This window comes from Xenophilus sp. Marseille-Q4582 (genome assembly GCF_916700565.1).
GTDB lineage: Bacteria > Pseudomonadota > Gammaproteobacteria > Burkholderiales > Burkholderiaceae_C > Xenophilus.
The window spans coordinates 829,736-850,121 of the sequence record NZ_CAKAKO010000003.1; the positions used below are offsets into that span (position 1 = coordinate 829,736).

Below are 20,386 nucleotides of genomic sequence, written 5' to 3' on the forward strand. Positions count from 1 at the left end.
CTCCTGCTAATGAATGCATCCAGCACTGTGCGTCTGGTCATTTTGCACACGCTGCCTACGATGCGAGACATGGATGCCCTCACACGCCCCTCCTCCTTCTCCCGGCATCGGCGCGCCGCCCTGCGCCTTGGCACCGCACTGGTTGCCGCTCCCTGGCTGCAAGTCGGCCAGGCCCAGGGCCCGACGCCGCACTGGCGCACGGCCGCGCCGGCCTCGCTGGCGCGCCAGGAACTCTATCCCGAGGTGCTGGACGGCCGGATCTATGTCGCCGGCGGGCTGCTGAGCCCCAACACCGGCTACTCCGCGCACCTGGAAGCCTACGATCCAGCCACCGACCGCTGGACGCGCCTGGCCACGCTGCCCGAGGCGCGGCATCACATCGCGCTGGCAGCCGTGGACGGCCTGCTGTACGCCGTCGGCGGCTTCAGTGGCGGCTTTCCCAACTGGCGCGCGCAGGCGCAGACCTACGTCTACGAGCCCTCGACCAACCGCTGGCGTGACGGCGTCGCGCTGCCGCAGCCGAACGCCGAAGGCGTGGTGGCTGCGTTGGATGGCAAGGTCTACGTGGTCGGCGGCCGCGTACGCGCCCACCCGGACGCGCGCCACTTCAACGCGCATGTGGACACGGCACGCGGCGTTGCCTTCGACCCGGCGCGCGGCCGGTGGTCCCCCATCGCCGAGGCGCCGACGGCGCGCAACAGCGCGGCGTCGGCCGTCATCGACGGCCAGCTCTACGTGGTCGGCGGCCGCCAGGCTCTGCCGCAGCCCGACGGCACGCTGCGCCAGGTGAACGTGCCACATCTGGAGATCTACGATCCCGCGCGTGACCGCTGGACGGTGCGTGCGCCGATGCCGCAGGCCCAGGGCGGGCTTGCTGCCGCGGCCGCAGGGGGTCGGCTCTATGTGTTCGGCGGCGAGCAATGGGTGCCCGAGCCAAAGGTGTTCGCGGATTGCTGGATGTACGAGCCAGGCGCGGACCGGTGGACCGCGCTGCCGCCATTGCCCACGCCGCGCCATGGACTGGGCGCCGCGGCGCTGGGCCACCGCATTCACGTGTTCGGCGGTGGCCGGCGCGTGGGCGGCGACGCGGCCACCGACGTGCACGAGGTGCTGGAGCTGGCTTAGCCCGGGAGTCAGCCGCCCGCCAGATGCCTCGGCTGCGCTGCAGCCTGCCGCTGAAGAAGTCGGTGCTCAGCCCTCGACCGCGTGCACGCGCTCCAGCGCTTGCGCCAGGTCGGCGCGCAGGTCGTTCACGTCTTCCAGGCCGACCGAGAAGCGCACCAGCGTGCCCTTGTGCGGCCAGCGGCTCACGGCAGGATCGCGCATCAGGCCGATGTCGTAGGGCACGACCAGGCTCACGGGGCCGCCCCAGGAGTAGCCGAGCTTGAACAGGTGAAGGCTGTCGCAGAAGCGGTCCACGGCCTCGGTGCCGAAGCGCGCGTCGAACACGACGGAGAACAGGCCCGCCGCCAGGCCCTGCTCGCCGCACAGCGCGCCCCAGTGCGCGTGGCCCGGCGAATCCTCCAGCGCCGGGTGCAGCACCTGCACGATCTCCTCGCGGTCCTCGAACCAGCGCGCCAGCTCGCGGGCGGCGCGGTCATGCGCGGCGTAGCGCAGGGGCAGGCTCGGCAGGCTGCGCAGCACCGCCTCGACATCGTTCGCGCCCACGCCCCAGCCCATGCGCATGTGACTGAGCTTGAGCTTCAGGTGCAGCGCCTCGTCGCGCGTGACCACGCTGCCCATCAGCACGTCGCCGCCGCCGCTGGGGTACTTGGTGAGCGCATGGACGGAGATGTCCACGCCCGCGTCCGCAAAGGGCCCGAAGGCCAGGCCCGCGCCCCAGGTGTTGTCCAGCGCCGTGACCACACCGCGCGCCTTGCAGGCCGCCACCAGCGCGGGCAGGTCCGGGAACTCCATGGTCACGGAGCCCGGGGCCTCCAGCCAGACCAGCTTCGTGCGTTCCGACAGCTTGGCGGCCAGGTCCTGCGGGTCCATCGCGTCGTAGAGCCGGTGCGTGATGCCGAAGTTGGCCAGCTCGCCCGTGGCCAGCGCCTTGTTGGGGCCGTAGGCATTGTCGGGGATCAGCACCTCGTCGCCGCGCTTGAGCAGCGCGAAGCCCACGAGCGCGATGGCGGCCAGGCCGCTGGGCACCAGCAGGCATTGGGTGCCGCCTTCGAGCGTCGCGAGCCGTTCCTCGAGCAAGAAGCTGGTGGGCGTGCCGTGCAGGCCGTAGGTGTAGCCGGCCTTGCTGCGCCAGTCGCGCGCGCGCATGGCGGCGACGTCCTTGAAATAGACGGTCGAGGCCTTGTGCACGGCCGGCTGCGGCGCGCCGAAGCCCTCGGGCGGCGTGTATGGATGGTGGATGAGTTCGGTCGAAGGCTGGGTCATGCGGCGATGCTAGCCCGGATGATGCGAATCCCGTTGCGGCTGCAGTGCAGCACGGCACAATCGCCGCATGCCCTTGACCCTGCCCCACGGTTTCGAGAGCCTGCAGGCGATCGATGAAGCCTACAACCCGCGACTGCGCGCCGCGGATCTCGAGGCCGCCTTGCGTCACCAGGCCCAGCGCAGCGAGCAGGCGCGCCGCGAACTGCCCTACCGTGCCAAGGTGCCCTACGGGCCGACATTGGCCGAGACGCTGGACATCGTGCCGGCCCGCCGCGCCGATGCGCCGGTGTTCTTCTTCATTCACAGCGGCTACTGGCGTGCCAACGCCGCACGCGACTTCACCCAGGTGGCCTTCGGGCCGCATGCGATGGATTTCACCACGGTGCTGGTGGACTATGCGCTGTGCCCGGCCGTCACGCTGGACGAGATCGTGCGGCAGGTGCGCGCGGCGGCGGCCTGGGTGCTGCGCCATATCGGCGAGCATGGCGGCGACCCGGGCCGGGTCGTGATCGGCGGCCATTCGGCCGGTGGGCATCTGGGCGCGATGCTGCTCAACACGCCCTGGCGGGCCCAGTACGGCCTGCCGGACAACCCCTTCGCGGGCGCCGTGCTCGTGAGCGGCCTCTATGACATCGCGCCGTTGCGCTACAGCTACCTGCAGCCTGCCGTGCAGCTCGACGCGGGCATCGTGCAGCGCAACAGCCCCGTGCACGCGGTGCGCCGGTGCGGCACGCCGCTTCTGCTGAGCTGGGGCGGCCTGGAGCAGCCGGCCTTCGAGGAGCAGTCCACTCGCATGCTCGGTGCCTGGCAGGCGGCGGGCAACACGGGCGAAGCGCTGCCGCAACCGCAGGCCGACCATTTCACCGCCATCCACGGCTTCGAGGATGCGGCCAGCCCGCTGTGCGCCGCGATGCAGCGCATGGTGCAGGCGCCCGGCCGCTGACGACGCGCGGCCACTGCGGCCCGCTCAGCCGCGGCGGCAGCGGCACAGCAGCAACGACAACGGCGCCCGAGAGGCGCCGTTCAAAGCGATGCACCGACCACGCGCATGCGCGCGCGCCGTGCCGGTCAGCGGTGGTGGATCTCCGTGCCCAGCACCTTCAGGCACTCGCGGATGAAAGCCGCCAGCGCGGTCCATCCCTTGGCCGAGACCATCGTGCCGTCCACGTAGGCTTCCGTCGGCGACAGGTCGACGTAAGTGCCGCCCGCCAGCTGCACTTCGGGCTCGCAGGCGCCGAGCGCGGCCACCTTCTTGCCACGCACGACGCCGTCGACGGCGATCAGGATCTGCACGCCATGGCAGATCGTGAAGATCGGCTTCTTGTGCTCATGGAAGTGCCGCACCATGGCCTGCACGCGCTTGTCGGTTCGGATGTACTCCGGCCCGCGTCCGCCGGCCGCATAGACGGCGTGGTACTGGTCGAGCTGCTCCTGCGCTTCCGAGAAGGTCTTGTTGATGTCCGCGTAGTGGCCCAGCTTCTCGGTGTAGGTCTGGTCGCCCTCGAAGTCGTGCAGAGAGGTCTTGATGCGGTCGCCGGCCTTCTTGTCGGGGCAGACCACGTGCACGGTGTGGCCCACGGCTTCCATCGCCTGCTGGAACACGAAGATCTCGTATTCCTCGGTGAACTCGCCCGTGAGCATCAGGATTTTCTTGCCTGGCATGTGTGAGGTTCCTTGGGTTGGGTGTCGAAGAAAGGCAAGGGATGCCGCGGCGGGCGTCGGGGTGCCCGCCGCGGCGGACGAAACTCAGAACGGCGAATCCGGAAAGTAGTATTCCTTGGCGTTCTGCCTGGTGATCAGCGGCGCGTCCAGCTTGACGGCGCCGCGCACCGGCACCTGCGCAGTGAGGTTGGCCACGGTCATGTAGATGGCCGTCTTGATCATCGAGGGCGGGTACGGCGTCTCCACCGGCGTCACCGGGTCGCCGTCCATCACCTTCTTGACGATCTCCTTCATGCCGTTGCCGCCGAGGGCGTACTTGATCTCCTTGCGGCCCGATTGCTTGATCGCTTCCAGCACACCCAGCAGCATGTCGTCGTCGTTGGCCCACACGGCGTCGATCTTGGGGTATTTGGCCAGGTAGTCCTGCATCAGCTTGAAGGCCTGGTCGCTGTTCCAGTTCGCGTACTGGATGTCGAGCACTTTCATCTCGGTGCCCTTGAGCGCGTCCTGGAAGCCCTTGATGCGCTCGTCGTCGATCACGGTCGGAATGCCGCGCAGCACGACGAGGTTGCCCTTGCCGCCCATCTTGTCGACCAGGAACTTGGCGGTGTTGCGGCCCACGGCGATGTTGTCGCCGGCCACGTACAGGTCCTGCACGCCCGGGTCCGTGAGGCCGCGGTCGACCACGGTGACGAAGGCGCCCTTGCCCTTGACCGACCTGACCGGACCCGTGAGCTCCTCGGAGCTGAAGGGCAGGATCACGAGCGCCGCCAGGCTGCGGCTGGCCGACAGATCTTCGAGCGCGCTCACCTGCGCCGATGCCGAAGGCGAGGTCTTCACGACCACCTCGACGCCGGGGAAGGCCTTGTTGACCTCCTTCGCCGCCGCCTGGGCGTGGTAGACCACCCCGGCCGTCCAGCCATGCGTGGCGGCCGGGATCGACACGGCCACCACCTTCTTCTGCGCCTGTGCAGCGCCCGCCGCCACCAGGGCACACAAGGCCACGGCCGAGAGCCATTTGGATTTCAACACTGTCGTCTCCTTCGTTGTCGATGAATTGGATGGACCCGCCTCGCTCCTGCACCCGCGGGGTCCGGGAGGCGGGTTACTTCTTCGAGAACCGCTGGATCAGCATCGCGACGATGATGATGGCGCCCTGCACCGCGCCCACCAGGTACTCGGACACCAGGTCCGACAGCACCATCAGATTGGCGATGAGCTCGAGCACGACGGCGCCGGCCACGGTGCCCCAGATGCGGCCCTTGCCGCCGCGCAGCACGGTGCCGCCGATGACCACGGCGGTGATGACCTGCAGCTCCCACAGCAGGCCGGTGGTGGGCGTGGCGGCGCCCAGGCGCGGCACGTAGCACATGGCGGCAATGGCGACACAGGCCCCCTGCACCACGTAGGCGATGGTGCGCGTCTTCACGATGGAGATGCCGGAGTAGCGCGCCACCTCCTCGTTGGCCCCGACGGCCGCGCAACGCCGCCCGTACTTCATGCGGTAGAGGATGAAGGCGCCCAGCGCGGCCACCACCAGCGACACGACGATGGGCACGGGCACCCCCGCCACGGTGCCGAAGTAGACCGGCCGGTAGGCCTCGCGCAGCGAACGGTCGATCGGGATCGTGCCGCCGTCGGCCATGTAGGTGATGAGCGCGCGGAAGATGCCCATCGTCCCGAGCGTCGCGATGAAGGCCTCGATCCTGCCCACGGTGACGATCAGCCCGTTGACGAGGCCGCACAGCAGGCCCACGGCGAGCGCCACGGCCATCCCCGCAGGAATGGCCCAGTTGCCGTAGGCCGGCGCCATGCCGTTCATGAACAGGATCATCACGCCGGTGATGAACGCGGCCATGGACCCGACCGACAGATCGAGGCCGCCCGAGGAGATGACGAAGGTCGCGCCGACCGCGATGATCGCGATGAAGGCGCTGCGCGCGACGACGTTGCTCAGGTTGGTCGCCGAGAGGAAGTCGGGATTGATCAGGTAGCCGATCACGAGCAGCGCCGCCAGGGCGATGAAGGGCCCGGCGTCGGCCAGCGGAAGACTGAAGCCGCGCTCGCGCGGCATCGGGGCGGCCTGGGTGATGGCGGTCATGCAACGGTCTCCTCAAGGGTCGGGGCACCGCTGGTGGCCAGCAGCGCGATGTTCTTCTCGGTCATGTCTTGGCCGGCCAGTTCGCCCTGGATGCGGCCCTGCCGCATGACCAGGATGCGGTCGCACAGGCCGATCAGCTCCTGCATCTCCGACGAGATGACGATGCACGCCTTGCCCTCGCCGACCAGCTGCTGGATGAAGGCGTAGATCTGCGCCTTGTTGGCGATGTCGATGCCGCGGGTGGGCTCGTCGATGACGACCACCGACGGATTCGTGAGCATCACCTTGGCCAGCAGCAGCTTCTGCTGGTTGCCGCCCGAGAGCTGGCCCGCATGCGCGCGCGGGCTCTTGAGCCGGATGTCGTAGTCGCGCACCGCTTCCTGCAAGGCCGCGCGCTCGCGGCGCCGGCTGAGCCAAACGCCCGGATGGAAGCGCCCGAGCGCCGACAGCGTGAGGTTGGGCGCCAGCGTTTCATGCAGCAGCAGGCCCTTGCCCTTGCGGTCCTCGGTGCGGTAGCCGATGCCCGCTTCCATGGCCGCGCGCGGTGATCGCAGGGTCAGCGGCCCGCCGCGCAGTTCGACCTCGGCCGTCGCCGGGCGCAGGCCCACCAGCCCTTCGAAAAGCTCGGTGCGGCCGGCGCCGATCATGCCGGCGAAGCCCAGGATCTCGCCCTCGTGCAGGGTGAAGGACACGTCGCGCACATGGCCCGGCACCGAGGCGTGGCGCACGCGCAGCAGCGGCTCGCGGCCCGGCGTGGCGGTCTTGGCCGGGTACAGCGCGGAAAGCTCGCGGCCCACCATGAGGTGCGCCATGTCCATCTGGCTGAGCGTGCGGCCCGGGTGCGTGCCGACCCTGCGGCCATCGCGCAGCACCGTCACCTTGTCGGCCAGCCGCTGCACCTCGTCCAGCCGGTGACTGATGTACAGCACCGCGATGCCCTTGGCCTTGAGCCCGAGGATGATGGCCAGCAGCCGCTCCACCTCGTCGCCGGTGAGCACGGCGGTGGGCTCGTCGAAGATCACGACGCGGTGCTCGTCCAGCAGCGCGCGCGATCTGCACCAGTTGGCGGTCGGCCAGCGACACGTCGCGCACGAGGGCATCGGGGGAAATGTGGCAGCCCAGCGCCGCGAGCTTTTCGGCCGCCACCCGGCGCATGAGCCGGTCGTCCACCACGCCCCGGCGCACGGGTTCGCGCCCCAGGAAGAGGTTGTCGGCCACCGTCAGGCCGTCGGCCAGCAGGATCTCCTGGTGGACCAGCACGATGCCGGCGTCCTGGGCCTGGTGCGGCGTGTCGAACCAGACCGGCGCGCCGTCGAGCCACAGGTCGCCGGCGCTGGGCGTCACATAGCCCGAGAGCAGGCGCATGAGGGTCGACTTGCCGGCGCCGTTCTCACCGATGATGGCGTGGATCTCGCCGGCAAAGACGTCCAGCGTCACGTCCGACAACACGGTGACGGGGCCGTACTGCTTGGCCAGCTTCTCTGCGCGCAGCAGGGGGCGCGCCTGCCCGGGCTCGGTCGGTGCGGGCATGGTGGACTTCAGTCGAATGCGGGCAGCAGGCGGTCGCGCGAGCGCTTGATGTGCACGCGCATCGCGGCCGCGGCAGCCTCGGCATCTCCGGCGGCGAAGGCGTCCAGCAGCGCCTGGTGCTCGTCCAGCGCCTCTTCGGTCACCCGGCGGTGGTACATCAGGCGGAAGATGTGGAAGTGGCTGTGCTGGAACGCCAGCGCCTCCTGCACCAGTTCGTTGCCGGCGAACTTCATGATGCTGTCGTGGAACACGCCGTCCTGCCGCGCGAAGGCCGAGTAGCGCAGGCGCTCGTCGTCCCCCTCGCCGCGGGCCATCACGCCGGCCGTCTCGTGCAGCAGCGCAAGCCGCTCGGCATTCATGGCAAGCGCCGCTTTCGCCGCCGCGGGCGGCTCGAGCAGCAGGCGCAGCTCGTACAGCTCGTCGAAACGGCGTCGCGTGATCTGCGGCGCCGCCCGGAAACCGACCAGGTGCTGCTTCACGACCAGCCCTTCGCCTTCCAGCCGGCCCAGGGCCTCGCGGATCGGCGTGTGCGAGACGTTGAGCTCCTTGACCAGCGCGTCCACCGTGATGCGCTCGCCGGGTGCGATCTTCAGCGCCATCAGCTGGTTGAAGATGGCGTCGTACACGTCCTCGGCCAGGCTGCCGGCGCGAGGGATGACGCCGGTGCCCGGGACGGAAGGGGTGGCGTGGACGGTTTGCATGGGCTGGGAGATCTCCTGCGGGCTGTCGCCGGATCCTGCGCGAAGCAGGACAAGCGCTGGCATGTCAGATACTATATCCTATAGGATCCGATATAGACACAAATTTTGTGTCCGGCGTGCGTGTTGAGCGATGCGCCTGGAATCCACCCGGCTGCATCCACGGCTCTCTCCCCACCCCACTCAAGGACCTCTTCAAGTGACCCTCTTCGCCGCATTGAGACTGCCCCGCGAAATCCTGTTTGGCGCCGGGCAGCGCCAGGCCCTGCCCGTTGTCGCGCGCAAGTTGGGGCAGCGCGCGCTCATCTGCACCGATGCGCGGCTGGCCGCCACCGAGGTGTTCGCTGAAATCCTCGCCGGGCTGCGTGCCGCCGGGATCGAGGTGCGCGTGGACGACGGCGTGCAGCCCGATCTGCCGCGGGAAAGCGCCGCCCGCAGCGCCGGGGCTGCGCGCGACTTCGCGCCCGATCTCGTGATCGGCATCGGCGGCGGCAGCTGCCTGGACATGGCGAAGTGCGTGTCGCTGCTGCTGACGCACGGGGGCGCCTTGCAGGACTACTACGGCGAGTTCAAGGTGCCGGGCCCGGTGCTGCCCATCATTGCCGTGCCGACCACGGCCGGCACCGGCTCGGAGGTCACGCCCGTGGCCGTGGTTGGGGACCCGGAACGCACGCTCAAGATCGGGATCTCCAGCCCCTACCTGATTCCGGCCATGGCGCTTTGCGATCCCGAACTGACCTGGAGCTGCCCGCGCGGACTCACGGCCATTGCCGGCGCCGACGCCCTGACGCATGCGATCGAGGCCTTCACCGCCGCGCGCAAGGCGCCCGACGCGTCCCTGGCGCAGGAGAACGTCTTCATCGGCAAGAGCGCCCTGACCGATCAGTTCGCGCTCTATGCCATCCGCCTGCTGGGCCGCAGCCTGGAAAGAGCGGTGACCGACGGCACGGACAGCGAGGCACGCGCCGACGTGATGATGGGCGCGCTCGCTGCGGGCTGCGCGTTCGGCACGGCGGGCACCGCGGCCGCGCATGCGGTGCAGTACCCCGCGGGCGCGCTCACGGACACGGCGCACGGCATGGGCGTGGCGGCGATGCTGCCCTACGTGATGAGCTACAACCGGCCGGCGGCAGCCCCGGCCTTCGCCGAGGTCGGCGCGGCACTGGGCCTGCCGGCCACGGGCAGCACCGATGCACAGGCCGATGCCGCCATCCGCGAAGTCGCGCGCCTTTTCGCGGCCATCGGCATCGCGCCGACGCTGGCGGCCCTGGGGCTGGCCCCGGACCAATTGGAATGGACCGCCGAGCAGGCGATCGGCATCCAGCGCCTCATCAAGAACAACCCCCGTCCCATCGACCCGGCCGGCATGCGCCGGCTCGTCCAGGCAGCCTACGACGGCGACCTGGCCGCCGCCGCCCTCTGAACCCCTCGCTCATCCAGGACTTCTCCATGAACGCACCGCAAGCCTCCCTGCCGACCGAAGCCGCCTCCCTCGACATCGGCGCCCTGCCTCAAGGCCTGTACATCGACGGCGAGTGGCGCGCCGCCCACGGCGGCCGCGAGATCGAGGTCATCGACCCGGCGACCGAAGCCGTGATCGCACGCGTCCCGGACGCCACCCTCGAAGACGCGCGCGCGGCGGTCGAGGCCGCCGCGCGCGCGGCATCCGGATGGCGCGAGACGCCGCCACGGCAGCGCTCGGAAGTGCTGCGCCGCTGCTTCACCTTGATGACCGAGCGCGCGGACGCACTGGCCATCCTCATCTCGCTGGAAAACGGCAAGGCCCTGCGTGACGCGCGGGCCGAAGTGGCCTATGCCGCCGAGTTCTTCCGCTGGAACGCCGAAGAGGCCGTGCGCATCACCGGGGAGTTCGGTACCGCGCCCTCCGGCACCAACCGCATCATCGTGGACTACGCGCCGATCGGCATCTGCGTGCTGATCACGCCCTGGAACTTCCCGGCCGCCATGGCCACGCGCAAGATCGCCCCGGCCCTGGCGGCCGGTTGCACGGTGATCCTGAAGCCCGCCAGCGAGACGCCGCTGACGGCCTATGCGCTCGCCGCCCTCTACGAAGAGGCGGGCGTGCCGCCCGGCGTGGTGAATGTGCTGACCACCTCGGACCCGGGCCCCCTCACCGCCGCGATGCTGGCGGACCCGCGCGTGCGCAAGCTGTCGTTCACGGGCTCCACGGGCGTCGGCCGCACGCTGCTCGCCGAGGCGGCCAAACATGTGATCTCGTGCTCGATGGAACTGGGCGGCAATGCGCCCTTCATCGTCTTCGACGACGCCGACCTGGAAGCGGCGCTCGACGGCGCCATGGTGGCCAAGATGCGCAACGCCGGCGAGGCCTGCACGGCCGCCAACCGCCTGTACGTGCAGGCCGGCATCCACGATGCCTTCGCCGCGGGGCTCGCGCGCCGCATGGCCGCGCTGCGCGTGGGCCCCGGCGTGGAAGCCGCCACGGAATGTGGACCGATGATCACCCGCAAGGCCGTGCACAAGATCGACCGCCTGGTGCGCGACGCGATGGCGCGCGGCGCACGCGTGCTCGGCGGCGGCCGTGCGCCGGACGGCACCGGCTACTTCTACCCGCCGACGGTGCTGGCCGACGTGCCCCTGGACGCCGACATGGCGCACGAGGAGATCTTCGGCCCCGTCGCGCCGATCACGCGCTTCCACGCCGAGGATGAAGCCATCGAGCGCGCGAACGACACCGAGTACGGTCTGGCCGCGTACGTCTACACGCGCGACGTGGCCCGGGGCATGCGCGTCGCGGCGCGGCTCGAATCGGGCATGGTGGCGCTCAACCGCGGCCTGGTGTCCGACCCGGCGGCGCCCTTCGGCGGCGTCAAGCAGAGCGGACTGGGGCGCGAAGGCGGCCAACACCATGGCATCGCCGAGTTCATGGAGGCCAAGTACATCGCGACCACTTTCTGAACCCGGCGCCCGGCCTTCGGGTCTACCTGGTCCGGGACGAAAAAAGCCGCTCCGGGGAGCGGCTTTTTCATGCCTGCCAGGCGCAGGCAGGTCCGCAGGTCAGACCTTCCACTTCTCCATCAGCTTCTCGGGCCGCAGCGAGTCATAGCCTTCGAAGGGCTGGTGGATCCACGGGTTGGTGGGCAGGAACTCCACCGAATAGTCGGGCGTGAAAGTCGACAGGCCCTTGGTCCACAGCACGGCGCTGCGCAGTTCGGTGATGGGCGTGTACTTGGTCTTGAGCAGTTCCACCACGGCATTGAGCGTGTGGCCCGAATCGGCCAGGTCGTCCACCAGCAGGACCTTGCCCGCGATCTCGCCCTTGGGCGTGGTGATGTAGTGGGCGATGTCCAGGTGGCCTTGCACCGTGCCGGCGTCGGCGCGGTAGGAGCTGGTGGACATGATGGCCAGCGGCTTGTCGAAGATGCGCGAAAGCACGTCGCCGGGGCGCATGCCGCCGCGGGCCAGGCACAGGATGTTGTCGAACTCCCAGCCGGACTGGTGCACCTTGATCGCGAGCTTCTCGATCAGGTTGTGGTATTCGTCGTAGCTCACGTACAGGTGTTTGCCGTCTTCGGTCAGCATGGGCTCTTCTCCGTGGGATCGTGGTGGGCGTATTCGGGGCAAGCGGTCAGTCCGCGAGGTACGGATGACGCATCATGATCGTGTGGTCCCGGTCGGGGCTGGTCGAGATCATCGCGATCGGCACGCCGGTCACCTGCTCGATGCGCTGCAGGTACAGGCGCGCATTCACGGGCAGCTTTTCGTACTGGGTCACGCCCACGGTGCTTTCGCTCCAGCCCTCGAGGGTCTCGTACACGGGCACGCAGCGCGAGATTTCGTCGGCACCCATGGGCAGGATGTCGATGTGCTCGCCATCCAGCTCGTAGCCGGTGCACAGCTTGAGCTCTTCCAGGCCGTCCAGCACGTCCAGCTTGGTGATGCACAGGCCCGACAGGCCGTTGACCTGCGCCGAGCGCTTGAGCAGCGCGGCGTCGAACCAGCCGCAGCGGCGCGAGCGGCCGGTGGTGACGCCCTTCTCGGCGCCCACGGTGCTCATGTGGTAGCCAGGCGTGCCGGGCACGTCCCAGTCCAGCTCGGTCGGGAACGGGCCGCCGCCCACGCGCGTGCAGTAGGCCTTGGTGATGCCCAGGATGTAGTGCAGCAGGCCCGGTCCCACGCCGGCACCGGCGGCGGCATTGCCCGCCACGCAGTTGCTGGAGGTGACGTAGGGGTAGGTGCCGTGGTCCACGTCCAGCAGCGTGCCCTGCGCGCCTTCGAACAGCAGGTTGGCGCCGTTGCGATGCGCCTCGTTCAGCTCGCGCGAGACGTCGGCGATCATCGGCTTGAGCAGCTCGGCGTGCTTCATCGCCTCGTCGTAGACGGTGTCGAAGTCGATGGCCGGCGCGCCCAGCACCTGCGTGAGCACGTGGTTGTGCAGCTCCAGCAGCACCTTGAGCTTCTCGGCGAAGCGTTCGGGATGCTTCAGATCCTGCACGCGCAGGGCGCGGCGCGCGATCTTGTCTTCGTAGGCCGGGCCGATGCCGCGGCCGGTGGTGCCGATCTTCTCGATGCCGCCCTTTTCGCGGTAGGCCTCGCGCGCCACGTCCAGCGCGGCATGGAAGGGCAGGATCAGCGGACAGGCTTCGGACACGCGCAGGCGCGAACGCACTTCCACGCCGGCCTTCTCCAGGCCCTCGATTTCCTCGAACAGCTTGGCGGCCGACAGCACCACGCCGTTGCCGATGTAGCAGGTGACGCCCGGGCGCATGATGCCGCTGGGGATCAGGTGCAGGGCCGTCTTGACGCCGTTGATGACCAGCGTGTGGCCCGCGTTGTGGCCGCCCTGGAAGCGCACCACGCCCTGGGCGCTCTCGGTCAGCCAATCGACCAGCTTGCCTTTGCCTTCGTCGCCCCATTGGGTGCCGACGACGACCACGTTACGTCCGGTAGTCACGCTCATGATGTGATGTGTGTATCGCTGGTGGGAGATTCGGGAAGCTCAGGCGGCCGCGACGGCCTGGACCGTCCACTGGCCGGCGCGCTGCACCAGCGCGCGGTCGCATTGGAATTCGTCGATTTCGCTCTCGTGGCCCGGCAGCATGCAGACCACGGTCTCGCCCTGCGCGCGCAGGGCGGCGATGGCGGCGCGCAGGCCGGCATCCTCGGACCAGGGCGCGCGCACGGCGGCGCGCAGCGGGCGCGTGGGCAGCACGCGCACGAGTTCGCGCACGTCGAGGCTGAAGCCCACGGCCGGCCGGTTGCGGCCGAACACCGCGCCCACCTCGTCATAGCGGCCGCCGCGGGCCAATGAATCCGAGGCGCCTTCGGCATAGATCGCGAAGCGCGCGCCGCTGTAGTAGGCGTAGCCGCGCAGGTCGGCCAGGTCGAAGCTCACTTCGGCGCCCTGCAGCGAATCGGCCAGCCAGCGCAGGTTGTCCAGCGCGGCCTGCACGCCCGGCGTGGCCTTCAGTGCCTGCGCCGCCTCGTCGAGCACGCGCGCGTCGCCATACAACTGCGGCAGGGCCTGCAATCCCTCGCGCGCGGCGGCGGGGAAGTCGCGTGTCAGCGCGCGCAGCGAACTGGCGTCCTTGGCGGCCAGGGCGGCATGCACCTGCGCGATGGTTTCGGCGGAGACGATCACGCCCGCGAACAGCGCCCGCACGATGCGCACGTCGGCCAGGTCGACGATGGGACGGGAGATGCCGGCGGCCGACAGGCAGTCCAGCGCCAGCAGCAGGGCTTCCAGGTCGGCCTCGCGGCCCGCATGGCCGTAGATCTCGGCGCCGAACTGCAGCGGCTCGCGCGTGGCGTGCGGGCGATCTGGCCGCGCATGCAGCACCGGGCCGCAGTAGCACAGGCGGGCCACGCCCTGGCGGTTGAGCAGGTGGGCATCGATGCGGGCCACCTGCGGCGTGGTGTCGGCCCGCAGGCCCATGCTGCGGCCCGAGAGCTGATCCACGAGCTTGAAGGTCTGCAGGTCCAGCGCCTCGCCCGTGCCGGATAGCAGGGATTCCAGATGCTCCAGCAGCGGGGGCATCACCAGCTCGTAGCCATAGCCACGGGCGGTATCGAGGAGTTGGCGGCGGAGTTCTTCGATGTGGCGCGCCTCGGAAGGCAGCACATCGGCGAGGTGATCCGGGAGGACCCAGGCGGACATGGCGAAACAGGCCGTGGTTAAAAAGGGATTCTAAAGGGATCGAACGGCCGCTTCGCGGCTCCCCCCTTCCGGTTCCCGAAGGGGCGCACCCAACGGTCCGGCAAAGCCGGTCCCGGGAGGTGCCCTGGGGGCTTCGCTGCGCTTGCCGGCTGGGAGGGGGAAAAAGTGTCTTCGGCGGGCTCAGCCCACGATCCAGAGCAGCGCGAGGCCGGCGAGGATGCAGCACAGCCCGAAGAAGCGCAGCTGGCCGTTGCGCAGCTGCATCAGCTGGCTGAAGCCGCGCCGCCAGCCTTCGGGAGAGATGAAGGGCAGCAGCCCTTCGAGCACCAGCACCAGCGCCAGTGCAGTCCAGAAGGCCTCTGCGCTCACGGCCGGGCGGCGCCGGCAGGGCCGGCGCTGCGCATGGCCCGGAAGAAATCGCTGCCCGAGGGGTCGAGCACCATCACGTCGCCCTTCTTGTTGAAGCTCTGCTTGTAGGCTTCCAGGCTGCGGTAGAACTGGGCGAACTGGGCATCGCGGCCGAAGGCGTCGGCATAGGCCGCCGCGGCCTGGGCGTCGCCCTCGCCCTTGATCTTCTGGGCGTCGCGGTAGGCATTGGCCACCGTCACCTCGCGCTGGCGGTCGGCGTCGGCGCGGATCTTCTCACCTTCGGCAAAGCCCGTGGAACGCAGTTCGTTGGCCACGCGCTTGCGCTCGGCCTCCATGCGGCGGTAGACCGATTCGGTGATGGCTTCCACGTAGTCGATGCGCGTCACGCGCACGTCCACGATGTCCATGCCCCAGGAGTTGCCGCCGCGCACCACTGCAAGCACCTCGCGCTTGACGTCGTTCATCACGTCCTCGCGGCGGGCCGAGATCAGGTCGCGCACGGTGCGCTTGTTGATGTTCTCCTGGAAGGCGTTGCGCACCACGCGGTTGAGCTGCACGGCCCCCGCGTTCTCGTCCAGGCCCACGTTGCGGATGTACGCCTGCGGATCGACGATGCGCCAGCGCACGTACCAGTCGATCACCACGCGCTGCTTCTCGGCCGTCAGCATGGGCTCGGTGTCCAGGCTGGACAGCGTCAGCAGCCGCTTGTCGATGTACGAGACGTTCTGCACCGGCGGCGGCAGCTTGAATTTCAGGCCCGGCTCGGTGATGACTTCCTTGATCTGGCCCAATTGGTAGACCACGCCGAACTGGCGCTGGTCGACCACGAAGGCCATGGAGCTGAGCGCCATCAGCAGCACGATGACCGAGGCGGCGATGAATCCGATTCTGTTCATGTGGGGATCCCCTTCCTGAAGTCTTCAGCGCACGTCGCGGTCGCGCGAGCGTGCGTCGCGCGCGCTCGACGGCGGCGCCACGGGGATGGACGAGGATTGTGGTGGTGCGGTGCCGGCCACGTTGGGCGGCGCACCGTCGACCGGCGCCGGCGTGCCGGCCTGGCCCGTCATCTGCATCAGCTTGTCCAGCGGCAGGTACAGCAGGTTGCTGCCCTGCTTGCTGTCCACCAGCACCTTGGTGGTGTTGGCGTAGATCTGCTGCATGGCGTCGGTGTACATGCGGTCGCGCGTGACCTGCGGCGCCTTCTGGTATTCGGTCAGCACCTGGCCGAAGCGCTGCGCATCCCCCTGCGCCTGCGCGACCACGCGGGCCTTGTAGGCTTCGGACTCCTCGATCAGGCGCGAGGCCGTACCGACGGCGCGCGGCACCACGTCGTTGGCGTAGGCCTGGGCTTCGTTCTTGGCGCGCTCGCGCTCCTGCCCGGCCTTGAGCACGTCGTCGAAGGCCGCCTGCACCTGCTCGGGCGGGCGCACGCCGCCCTGCTGCAGGTTGATGCCCACCACGTCCACGCCCACCTTGTAGCGGTCCAGGATCTGCTGCATCAGCGTGCGCACGCGCGGCGCGATCTGGTCGCGTTCCTCGGCGAGGGCGGCGTCCATCTTCATCTTGCCCACCACCTCGCGCACGGCGGTCTCTGCCACCTGCACCACGGTCTCGGACGGGTTGCGGCTTTCGAACAGCCAGGCGCGCGCGTCGCTCAGGCGGTACTGCACGGCGAACTTGATCTCGACGATGTTCTCGTCCTCGGTCAGCATGGCCGACTCGCGCAGGCCGGTGCTGCGCACGATGGCGTCGCGGCCCACGTCGGTCGAGCGGATCTGCGTGACCATCACCGTCTCGTGGCGTTGGATCGGGTACGGCAGGCGCCAGTTGAAGCCCGCGCCCACGGTTTCCTTGTAGCGGCCGAACTGGGTAATGACGGCCTGGTAGCCTTCGTTCACGATGAAGAAGCCCGTGCCCAGCCAGATCAGCAGGGCCACCACGGCGATCATGCCGAGCCCGAAACCGGCGTTCTTCATGTCGGGCTTGTAGCTGTTGCCGCCGCCATTGCCGCCCATCGGCGAGCGCGGCCCGCCGCCCTTGCCGCCGCCGAAGATGCCACCCAGCTTGCGGTTGAAGTCGCGCCACAGCTCGTCCAGGTCCGGCGGCCCCTGGTTCGGGCCTTGCGATCCGCGCGGCCGCTGCGGGGCCGGTGGCGGGCTCGGCGGATCGCCCTCGGGACGCGAGGCAGGCCGATCGTTGTCGGACGAAGCGGATTCGTCGCCTCGGCCCCAGCGGCCATCATTGAGATTGAACATGCCCGGGAACCGGCTCGCAAGAAAGCGTCGGGCGGCCCCAAGCTTGCTTGCCCCACCTTGGGGTCGGGCCGGGTACAGACCGGACCCGGGGGCGCTCTCAGGCATTGTCTTCATTCGTAGTGCTGTTTGATTGACGGCGACTATTGTGCCGCGCTCAGTGTGCGGCGTCGTCGAATTCGGCCTCGTGTGCAGGGGTCATGCGCTCGTCGGCCTCGGGCAGTGCACGCGCCGCCAGTTCGGCCCGCAGCAGTGGCAGGCCCTGGCCCGAATGCGCGCTCAGGAAGATGCGCGGCACGGGACGCCCGTCCAGCTCCATGTGGTCCTGCAATTGCAGCGGCCGACGCGATTCGTCCAGCGCGTCGAGCTTGTTGAAGACCAGCAGCTGCGGCACCTCCTGCGCACCGATCTCGGCCAGCACCTCCTGCACCTGCGCGATCTGCTCGGGATGGTGCGGGTTGGACGCATCCACCACGTGCAGCAGCAGGTCGGCGTCCACCGCCTCCTGCAGCGTGGCCTTGAAGGCATCGACCAGGCCGTGCGGCAGGTCGCGGATGAAACCCACGGTGTCGGAAATCGACACGCGCCGCCCGCCCTCGCCCAGGTACAGGTGGCGGGTGGTGGTGTCCAGCGTGGCGAAGAGCTGGTCGGCCGCATAGGCGCGCGCCTTCACCAGCGCGTTGAAGAGCGAGGACTTGCCCGCGTTCGTGTAGCCCACCAGCGAGATGTTGAAGGTGTCGCGGCGCTCGCGCTGGCGGCGTTGCGTGCCGCGCTGCTTCTGCACTTTCTGCAGGCGCTCGCGCGTGCGCTTGATCGAGGCATCGATCATGCGGCGGTCCAGCTCGATCTGCTTCTCGCCCGGGCCGCCACGCACACCCGCACCGCCGGTCTGGCGTTCCAGGTGGGACCAGCGGCGCACGAGGCGCGTGCTCAGGTACTGCAGGCGCGCCAGCTCGACCTGCAGCTTGCCCTCATGGCTGCGCGCGCGCTGCGCGAAGATTTCCAGGATGAGGAAGGTGCGGTCGTACACCGCGCAGCCCAGCGCACGCTCGAGGTTGCGCTGCTGGGCCGGCGACAGCGCCTGGTCGAAGATGACTTCGCTGGCGCGGTGCAGCTCGGCGAGCTCGCGGATCTCCTCGGCCTTGCCGCTGCCCACGAAGAGCGCGGCATCGGGCGCCTTGCGCTTGCAGCTCAGGCGCGCCACGGGCGTGAGGCCGGCGGTCTGTGAAAGAAGGCCGAGCTCTTCGAGTTCGGCGTCGAAATGAGGCAGGCCGAAGTCGACGCCCACCAGCACGGCGGCGCCTTCTTGGCGTGGAATGGATTCGGACAATCGGAGGCGGGAGGTTCAAGAAACCGGGGCGTCGCCGTCCCGGTTTCCGCGCCGATCAGCCGCCGGCGTCTTCGTTCTCGTTGACCGAGAAGTTGACCGCGCGGCCGGGCACGATGGTGGAGATCGCGTGCTTGTAGACCATCTGGGTCACCGTGTTGCGCAGCAGCACGACGTACTGGTCGAAAGATTCGATCTGGCCCTGCAGCTTGATGCCGTTGACCAGATAGATCGAAACCGGCACGTGCTCACGACGCAGGGTGTTGAGGAAGGGGTCTTGCAGAAGCTGCCCTTTGTTGCTCACGATATTCTCCGTGTTCAAGAGTTGTTGTTGGACCGGGCACCTTAACACAGCGCTTCCGCGCTGCAGCAATCGGCCGCAAAGGCCCGGGAAAATTTCTGGCTCTGCCTGTTCCCAGGTGTGTCGCAGCTGGCGCCGGCGCGGCGCTTTTCAAGGCCGCCCGCTCACCGCGGCGCTCAGCCGCCGCCCTTCTTGTCCGCGTAGGGGTTGTCGGAGGTCTTGAACTCGATGCGCAGCGGCGTGCCCACGAGGTCGAACTCCTTGCGAAAGCGCGATTCCAGGAAGCGGCGGTAGCTGTCGCTCACATGTTCCAGCGAATTGCCGTGGATCACGATCAGCGGCGGGTTCATGCCGCCCTGGTGCGCATAGCGCAGCTTGGGCCGGAACATGCCGCTCTTCTTGGGCGCCTGGAACTGCACCGACTCGAGCAGCAGGCGCGTGAGCAGCGGCGTGGGCATCTTGCGCGTGGCCGCCCGGTGTGCCTGGATGATGGACTGCCACACGGGCGCCAGCCCGAGCCGCTTCTTCGCCGAGATGAAGTGCAGCGAGGCGAACTTCATGAAGGGCAGCCGGTTCTCGATCTGCCGCTGCAGCTGCTCGCGCTGGTAGGCGTCGAGCGCATCCCACTTGTTCACGGCCAGCACCACGGCGCGGCCGGCTTCCAGGATGAAGCCGGCGATGTGCGCGTCCTGGTCGGTCACGCCCTGCGTGGCGTCGATCAGCAGCAGCACGACGTTGGCCGATTCGATGGCCTGCAGCGTCTTGACCACCGAGAACTTCTCGATCGCCTCGAACACCTTGCCCTTGCGGCGCAGGCCGGCGGTGTCGATCAGCTCGAACTTCTGGCCGTTGCGCTCCATCGGCACCGTGATGGCGTCGCGCGTGGTGCCCGGCATGTCGAAGGCCACCAGGCGCTCCTCGCCCAGCCAGGCGTTGATCAGCGTGGACTTGCCGGCATTGGGCCGGCCCGCCACCGCCAGGCGGATGGGCCGCTGCTCGGCATCGGCGTCATCGTCCGGCTCGTCCTCCTCAGGCGGCGGCAGCATGTCCAGCGCCAGCTCCAGCAGCGCGCGCACGCCCTGCCCGTGGGCCGACGAGACCGCATGCACCTCGCCGAAACCCAGCTCGTAGAACTCGGCCAGCTTGCCGCTGTCCTTCATGCCTTCGGCCTTGTTGGCCGCCAGCACACAGGGCTTGCCGAGCCGGCGCAGCTCGTTGGCGATGTCGTGGTCCTGCACCGACAGGCCTTCGCGCGCATCGAGCACGAAGATCACCACGTCGGCCTCGGCGATGGCTTGGCGCGTCTGCTTGGCCATCTCGCGGTAGATGTCGTGCGCGGCCGCGTCGGGCTCGAAACCGCCGGTGTCGATCACGATGAACTCGCGCCCCGACTGCTTGCCGCTGCCGTAGTGGCGGTCGCGCGTGAGCCCCGCATAGTCCGCCACGATGGCGTCGCGCGTGCCCGTCAGGCGATTGAACAGGGTGGACTTGCCCACGTTGGGGCGCCCCACCAGCGCCAGTACTGGCTTCATGAGCCCATCTCTTTCTTGCACCCGTCTGGCGAGCGCAGCGCAGCCCCCGGGGCGCCCGTCGAACCGGCCGGGCCGGAGCGTGGGACGCGC

19 protein-coding genes and 1 pseudogene are annotated in these 20,386 nt (G+C 69.1%); 4 read left to right on the forward strand and 16 right to left on the reverse strand.

Features of this window, described 5'->3' with window-relative positions; genetic code table 11:
* Positions 1–69: 69 nt before the first annotated feature.
* Positions 70–1,125, forward strand: a complete 1,056-nt coding sequence (locus LG388_RS14565) for a kelch motif-containing protein (RefSeq protein ID WP_225783436.1) — start codon at positions 70–72, stop codon at positions 1,123–1,125.
* A gap of 66 nt (positions 1,126–1,191) precedes the next feature.
* On the opposite strand, the gene LG388_RS14570 is transcribed toward LG388_RS14565, so the two are convergent.
* Positions 1,192–2,388, reverse strand: a complete 1,197-nt coding sequence (locus tag LG388_RS14570) for a cystathionine beta-lyase (protein WP_225783437.1) — start codon at positions 2,386–2,388, stop codon at positions 1,192–1,194.
* Positions 2,389–2,455: 67 nt separating this feature from the next.
* On the opposite strand from LG388_RS14570, the gene LG388_RS14575 reads away from it, so the two are divergent.
* Entirely contained in the window at positions 2,456–3,331 is an 876-nt protein-coding gene (locus LG388_RS14575; protein ID WP_225783438.1) for an alpha/beta hydrolase, read from the forward strand.
* Positions 3,332–3,456: 125 nt separating this feature from the next.
* Here the strand turns inward: LG388_RS14575 and LG388_RS14580 are convergent, their stop codons facing one another.
* From LG388_RS14580 to LG388_RS14605, 6 genes and pseudogenes are all read right to left on the reverse strand, one after another.
* Positions 3,457–4,050: a DJ-1/PfpI family protein gene (locus tag LG388_RS14580; RefSeq protein ID WP_225783439.1), complete on the reverse strand. Its 594-nt coding sequence runs from the start codon at positions 4,048–4,050 to the stop codon at positions 3,457–3,459.
* A gap of 84 nt (positions 4,051–4,134) precedes the next feature.
* Entirely contained in the window at positions 4,135–5,079 is a 945-nt protein-coding gene (locus tag LG388_RS14585) for a substrate-binding domain-containing protein (RefSeq protein WP_225783440.1), read from the reverse strand.
* Positions 5,080–5,155: 76 nt separating this feature from the next.
* Positions 5,156–6,151: an ABC transporter permease gene (locus LG388_RS14590; RefSeq protein ID WP_225783441.1), complete on the reverse strand. Its 996-nt coding sequence runs from the start codon at positions 6,149–6,151 to the stop codon at positions 5,156–5,158.
* Positions 6,148–7,251, reverse strand: a complete 1,104-nt coding sequence (locus LG388_RS26825; RefSeq protein WP_370630167.1) for a sugar ABC transporter ATP-binding protein — start codon at positions 7,249–7,251, stop codon at positions 6,148–6,150. Before LG388_RS26825 ends, LG388_RS14590 begins: the two co-directional genes overlap by 4 nt.
* Positions 7,244–7,681 (reverse strand): annotated as a pseudogene (locus tag LG388_RS14600) (ATP-binding cassette domain-containing protein); the annotation flags it as partial. The pseudogene LG388_RS14600 and the gene LG388_RS26825, both read right to left, overlap by 8 nt.
* Before the next feature lie 8 nt (positions 7,682–7,689).
* Positions 7,690–8,382 carry a GntR family transcriptional regulator gene (locus tag LG388_RS14605; protein WP_225783442.1) on the reverse strand — a complete coding sequence of 231 codons (693 nt, stop codon included), beginning with the start codon at positions 8,380–8,382 and terminating at the stop codon, positions 7,690–7,692.
* Between the two features lie 196 nt (positions 8,383–8,578).
* Here LG388_RS14605 and LG388_RS14610 point away from each other — a divergent pair, with 196 nt between their 5' ends.
* The gene (locus LG388_RS14610) at positions 8,579–9,802 is read left to right on the forward strand and encodes an iron-containing alcohol dehydrogenase (protein ID WP_225783443.1); all 1,224 of its coding nucleotides are present in this window, start codon (positions 8,579–8,581) and stop codon (positions 9,800–9,802) included.
* 26 nt (positions 9,803–9,828) lie between these two features.
* The gene (locus LG388_RS14615) at positions 9,829–11,316 is read left to right on the forward strand and encodes an NAD-dependent succinate-semialdehyde dehydrogenase (protein WP_225783444.1); all 1,488 of its coding nucleotides are present in this window, start codon (positions 9,829–9,831) and stop codon (positions 11,314–11,316) included.
* A 99-nt stretch (positions 11,317–11,415) separates the two neighbouring features.
* Here LG388_RS14615 and LG388_RS14620 read toward each other — a convergent pair whose 3' ends face one another.
* The 9 genes from LG388_RS14620 to der all read right to left on the reverse strand — a co-directional run bounded on the left by LG388_RS14620 (position 11,416) and on the right by der (position 20,296).
* The gene (locus tag LG388_RS14620) at positions 11,416–11,940 is read right to left on the reverse strand and encodes a phosphoribosyltransferase (RefSeq protein ID WP_225783445.1); all 525 of its coding nucleotides are present in this window, start codon (positions 11,938–11,940) and stop codon (positions 11,416–11,418) included.
* A gap of 46 nt (positions 11,941–11,986) precedes the next feature.
* Positions 11,987–13,318 (reverse strand): adenylosuccinate synthase, encoded by a 1,332-nt coding sequence (locus LG388_RS14625; protein ID WP_225783446.1) that lies wholly within the window; start codon positions 13,316–13,318, stop codon positions 11,987–11,989.
* 39 nt (positions 13,319–13,357) lie between these two features.
* Positions 13,358–14,515 (reverse strand): ATP phosphoribosyltransferase regulatory subunit, encoded by a 1,158-nt coding sequence (locus tag LG388_RS14630; RefSeq protein ID WP_225783447.1) that lies wholly within the window; start codon positions 14,513–14,515, stop codon positions 13,358–13,360.
* 180 nt (positions 14,516–14,695) lie between these two features.
* Positions 14,696–14,884, reverse strand: coding sequence for a DUF2065 domain-containing protein (locus LG388_RS14635; RefSeq protein WP_225783448.1), 189 nt, complete (start codon positions 14,882–14,884; stop codon positions 14,696–14,698).
* Positions 14,881–15,780: a protease modulator HflC gene (gene hflC / locus LG388_RS14640; protein WP_225783449.1), complete on the reverse strand. Its 900-nt coding sequence runs from the start codon at positions 15,778–15,780 to the stop codon at positions 14,881–14,883. The genes LG388_RS14635 and hflC overlap by 4 nt, the downstream gene beginning before the upstream one ends.
* Before the next feature lie 24 nt (positions 15,781–15,804).
* Positions 15,805–17,139, reverse strand: a complete 1,335-nt coding sequence (hflK, locus tag LG388_RS14645) for an FtsH protease activity modulator HflK (protein ID WP_225783450.1) — start codon at positions 17,137–17,139, stop codon at positions 15,805–15,807.
* Between the two features lie 154 nt (positions 17,140–17,293).
* On the reverse strand, positions 17,294–18,466 hold the full coding sequence (hflX, locus tag LG388_RS14650; protein WP_225783451.1) for a GTPase HflX: 1,173 nt from the start codon (positions 18,464–18,466) through the stop codon (positions 17,294–17,296).
* A 55-nt stretch (positions 18,467–18,521) separates the two neighbouring features.
* Entirely contained in the window at positions 18,522–18,767 is a 246-nt protein-coding gene (gene hfq / locus LG388_RS14655) for an RNA chaperone Hfq (RefSeq protein WP_370630168.1), read from the reverse strand.
* 173 nt (positions 18,768–18,940) lie between these two features.
* Positions 18,941–20,296, reverse strand: a complete 1,356-nt coding sequence (der, locus tag LG388_RS14660) for a ribosome biogenesis GTPase Der (RefSeq protein ID WP_225783453.1) — start codon at positions 20,294–20,296, stop codon at positions 18,941–18,943.
* Positions 20,297–20,386: the final 90 nt, after the last annotated feature.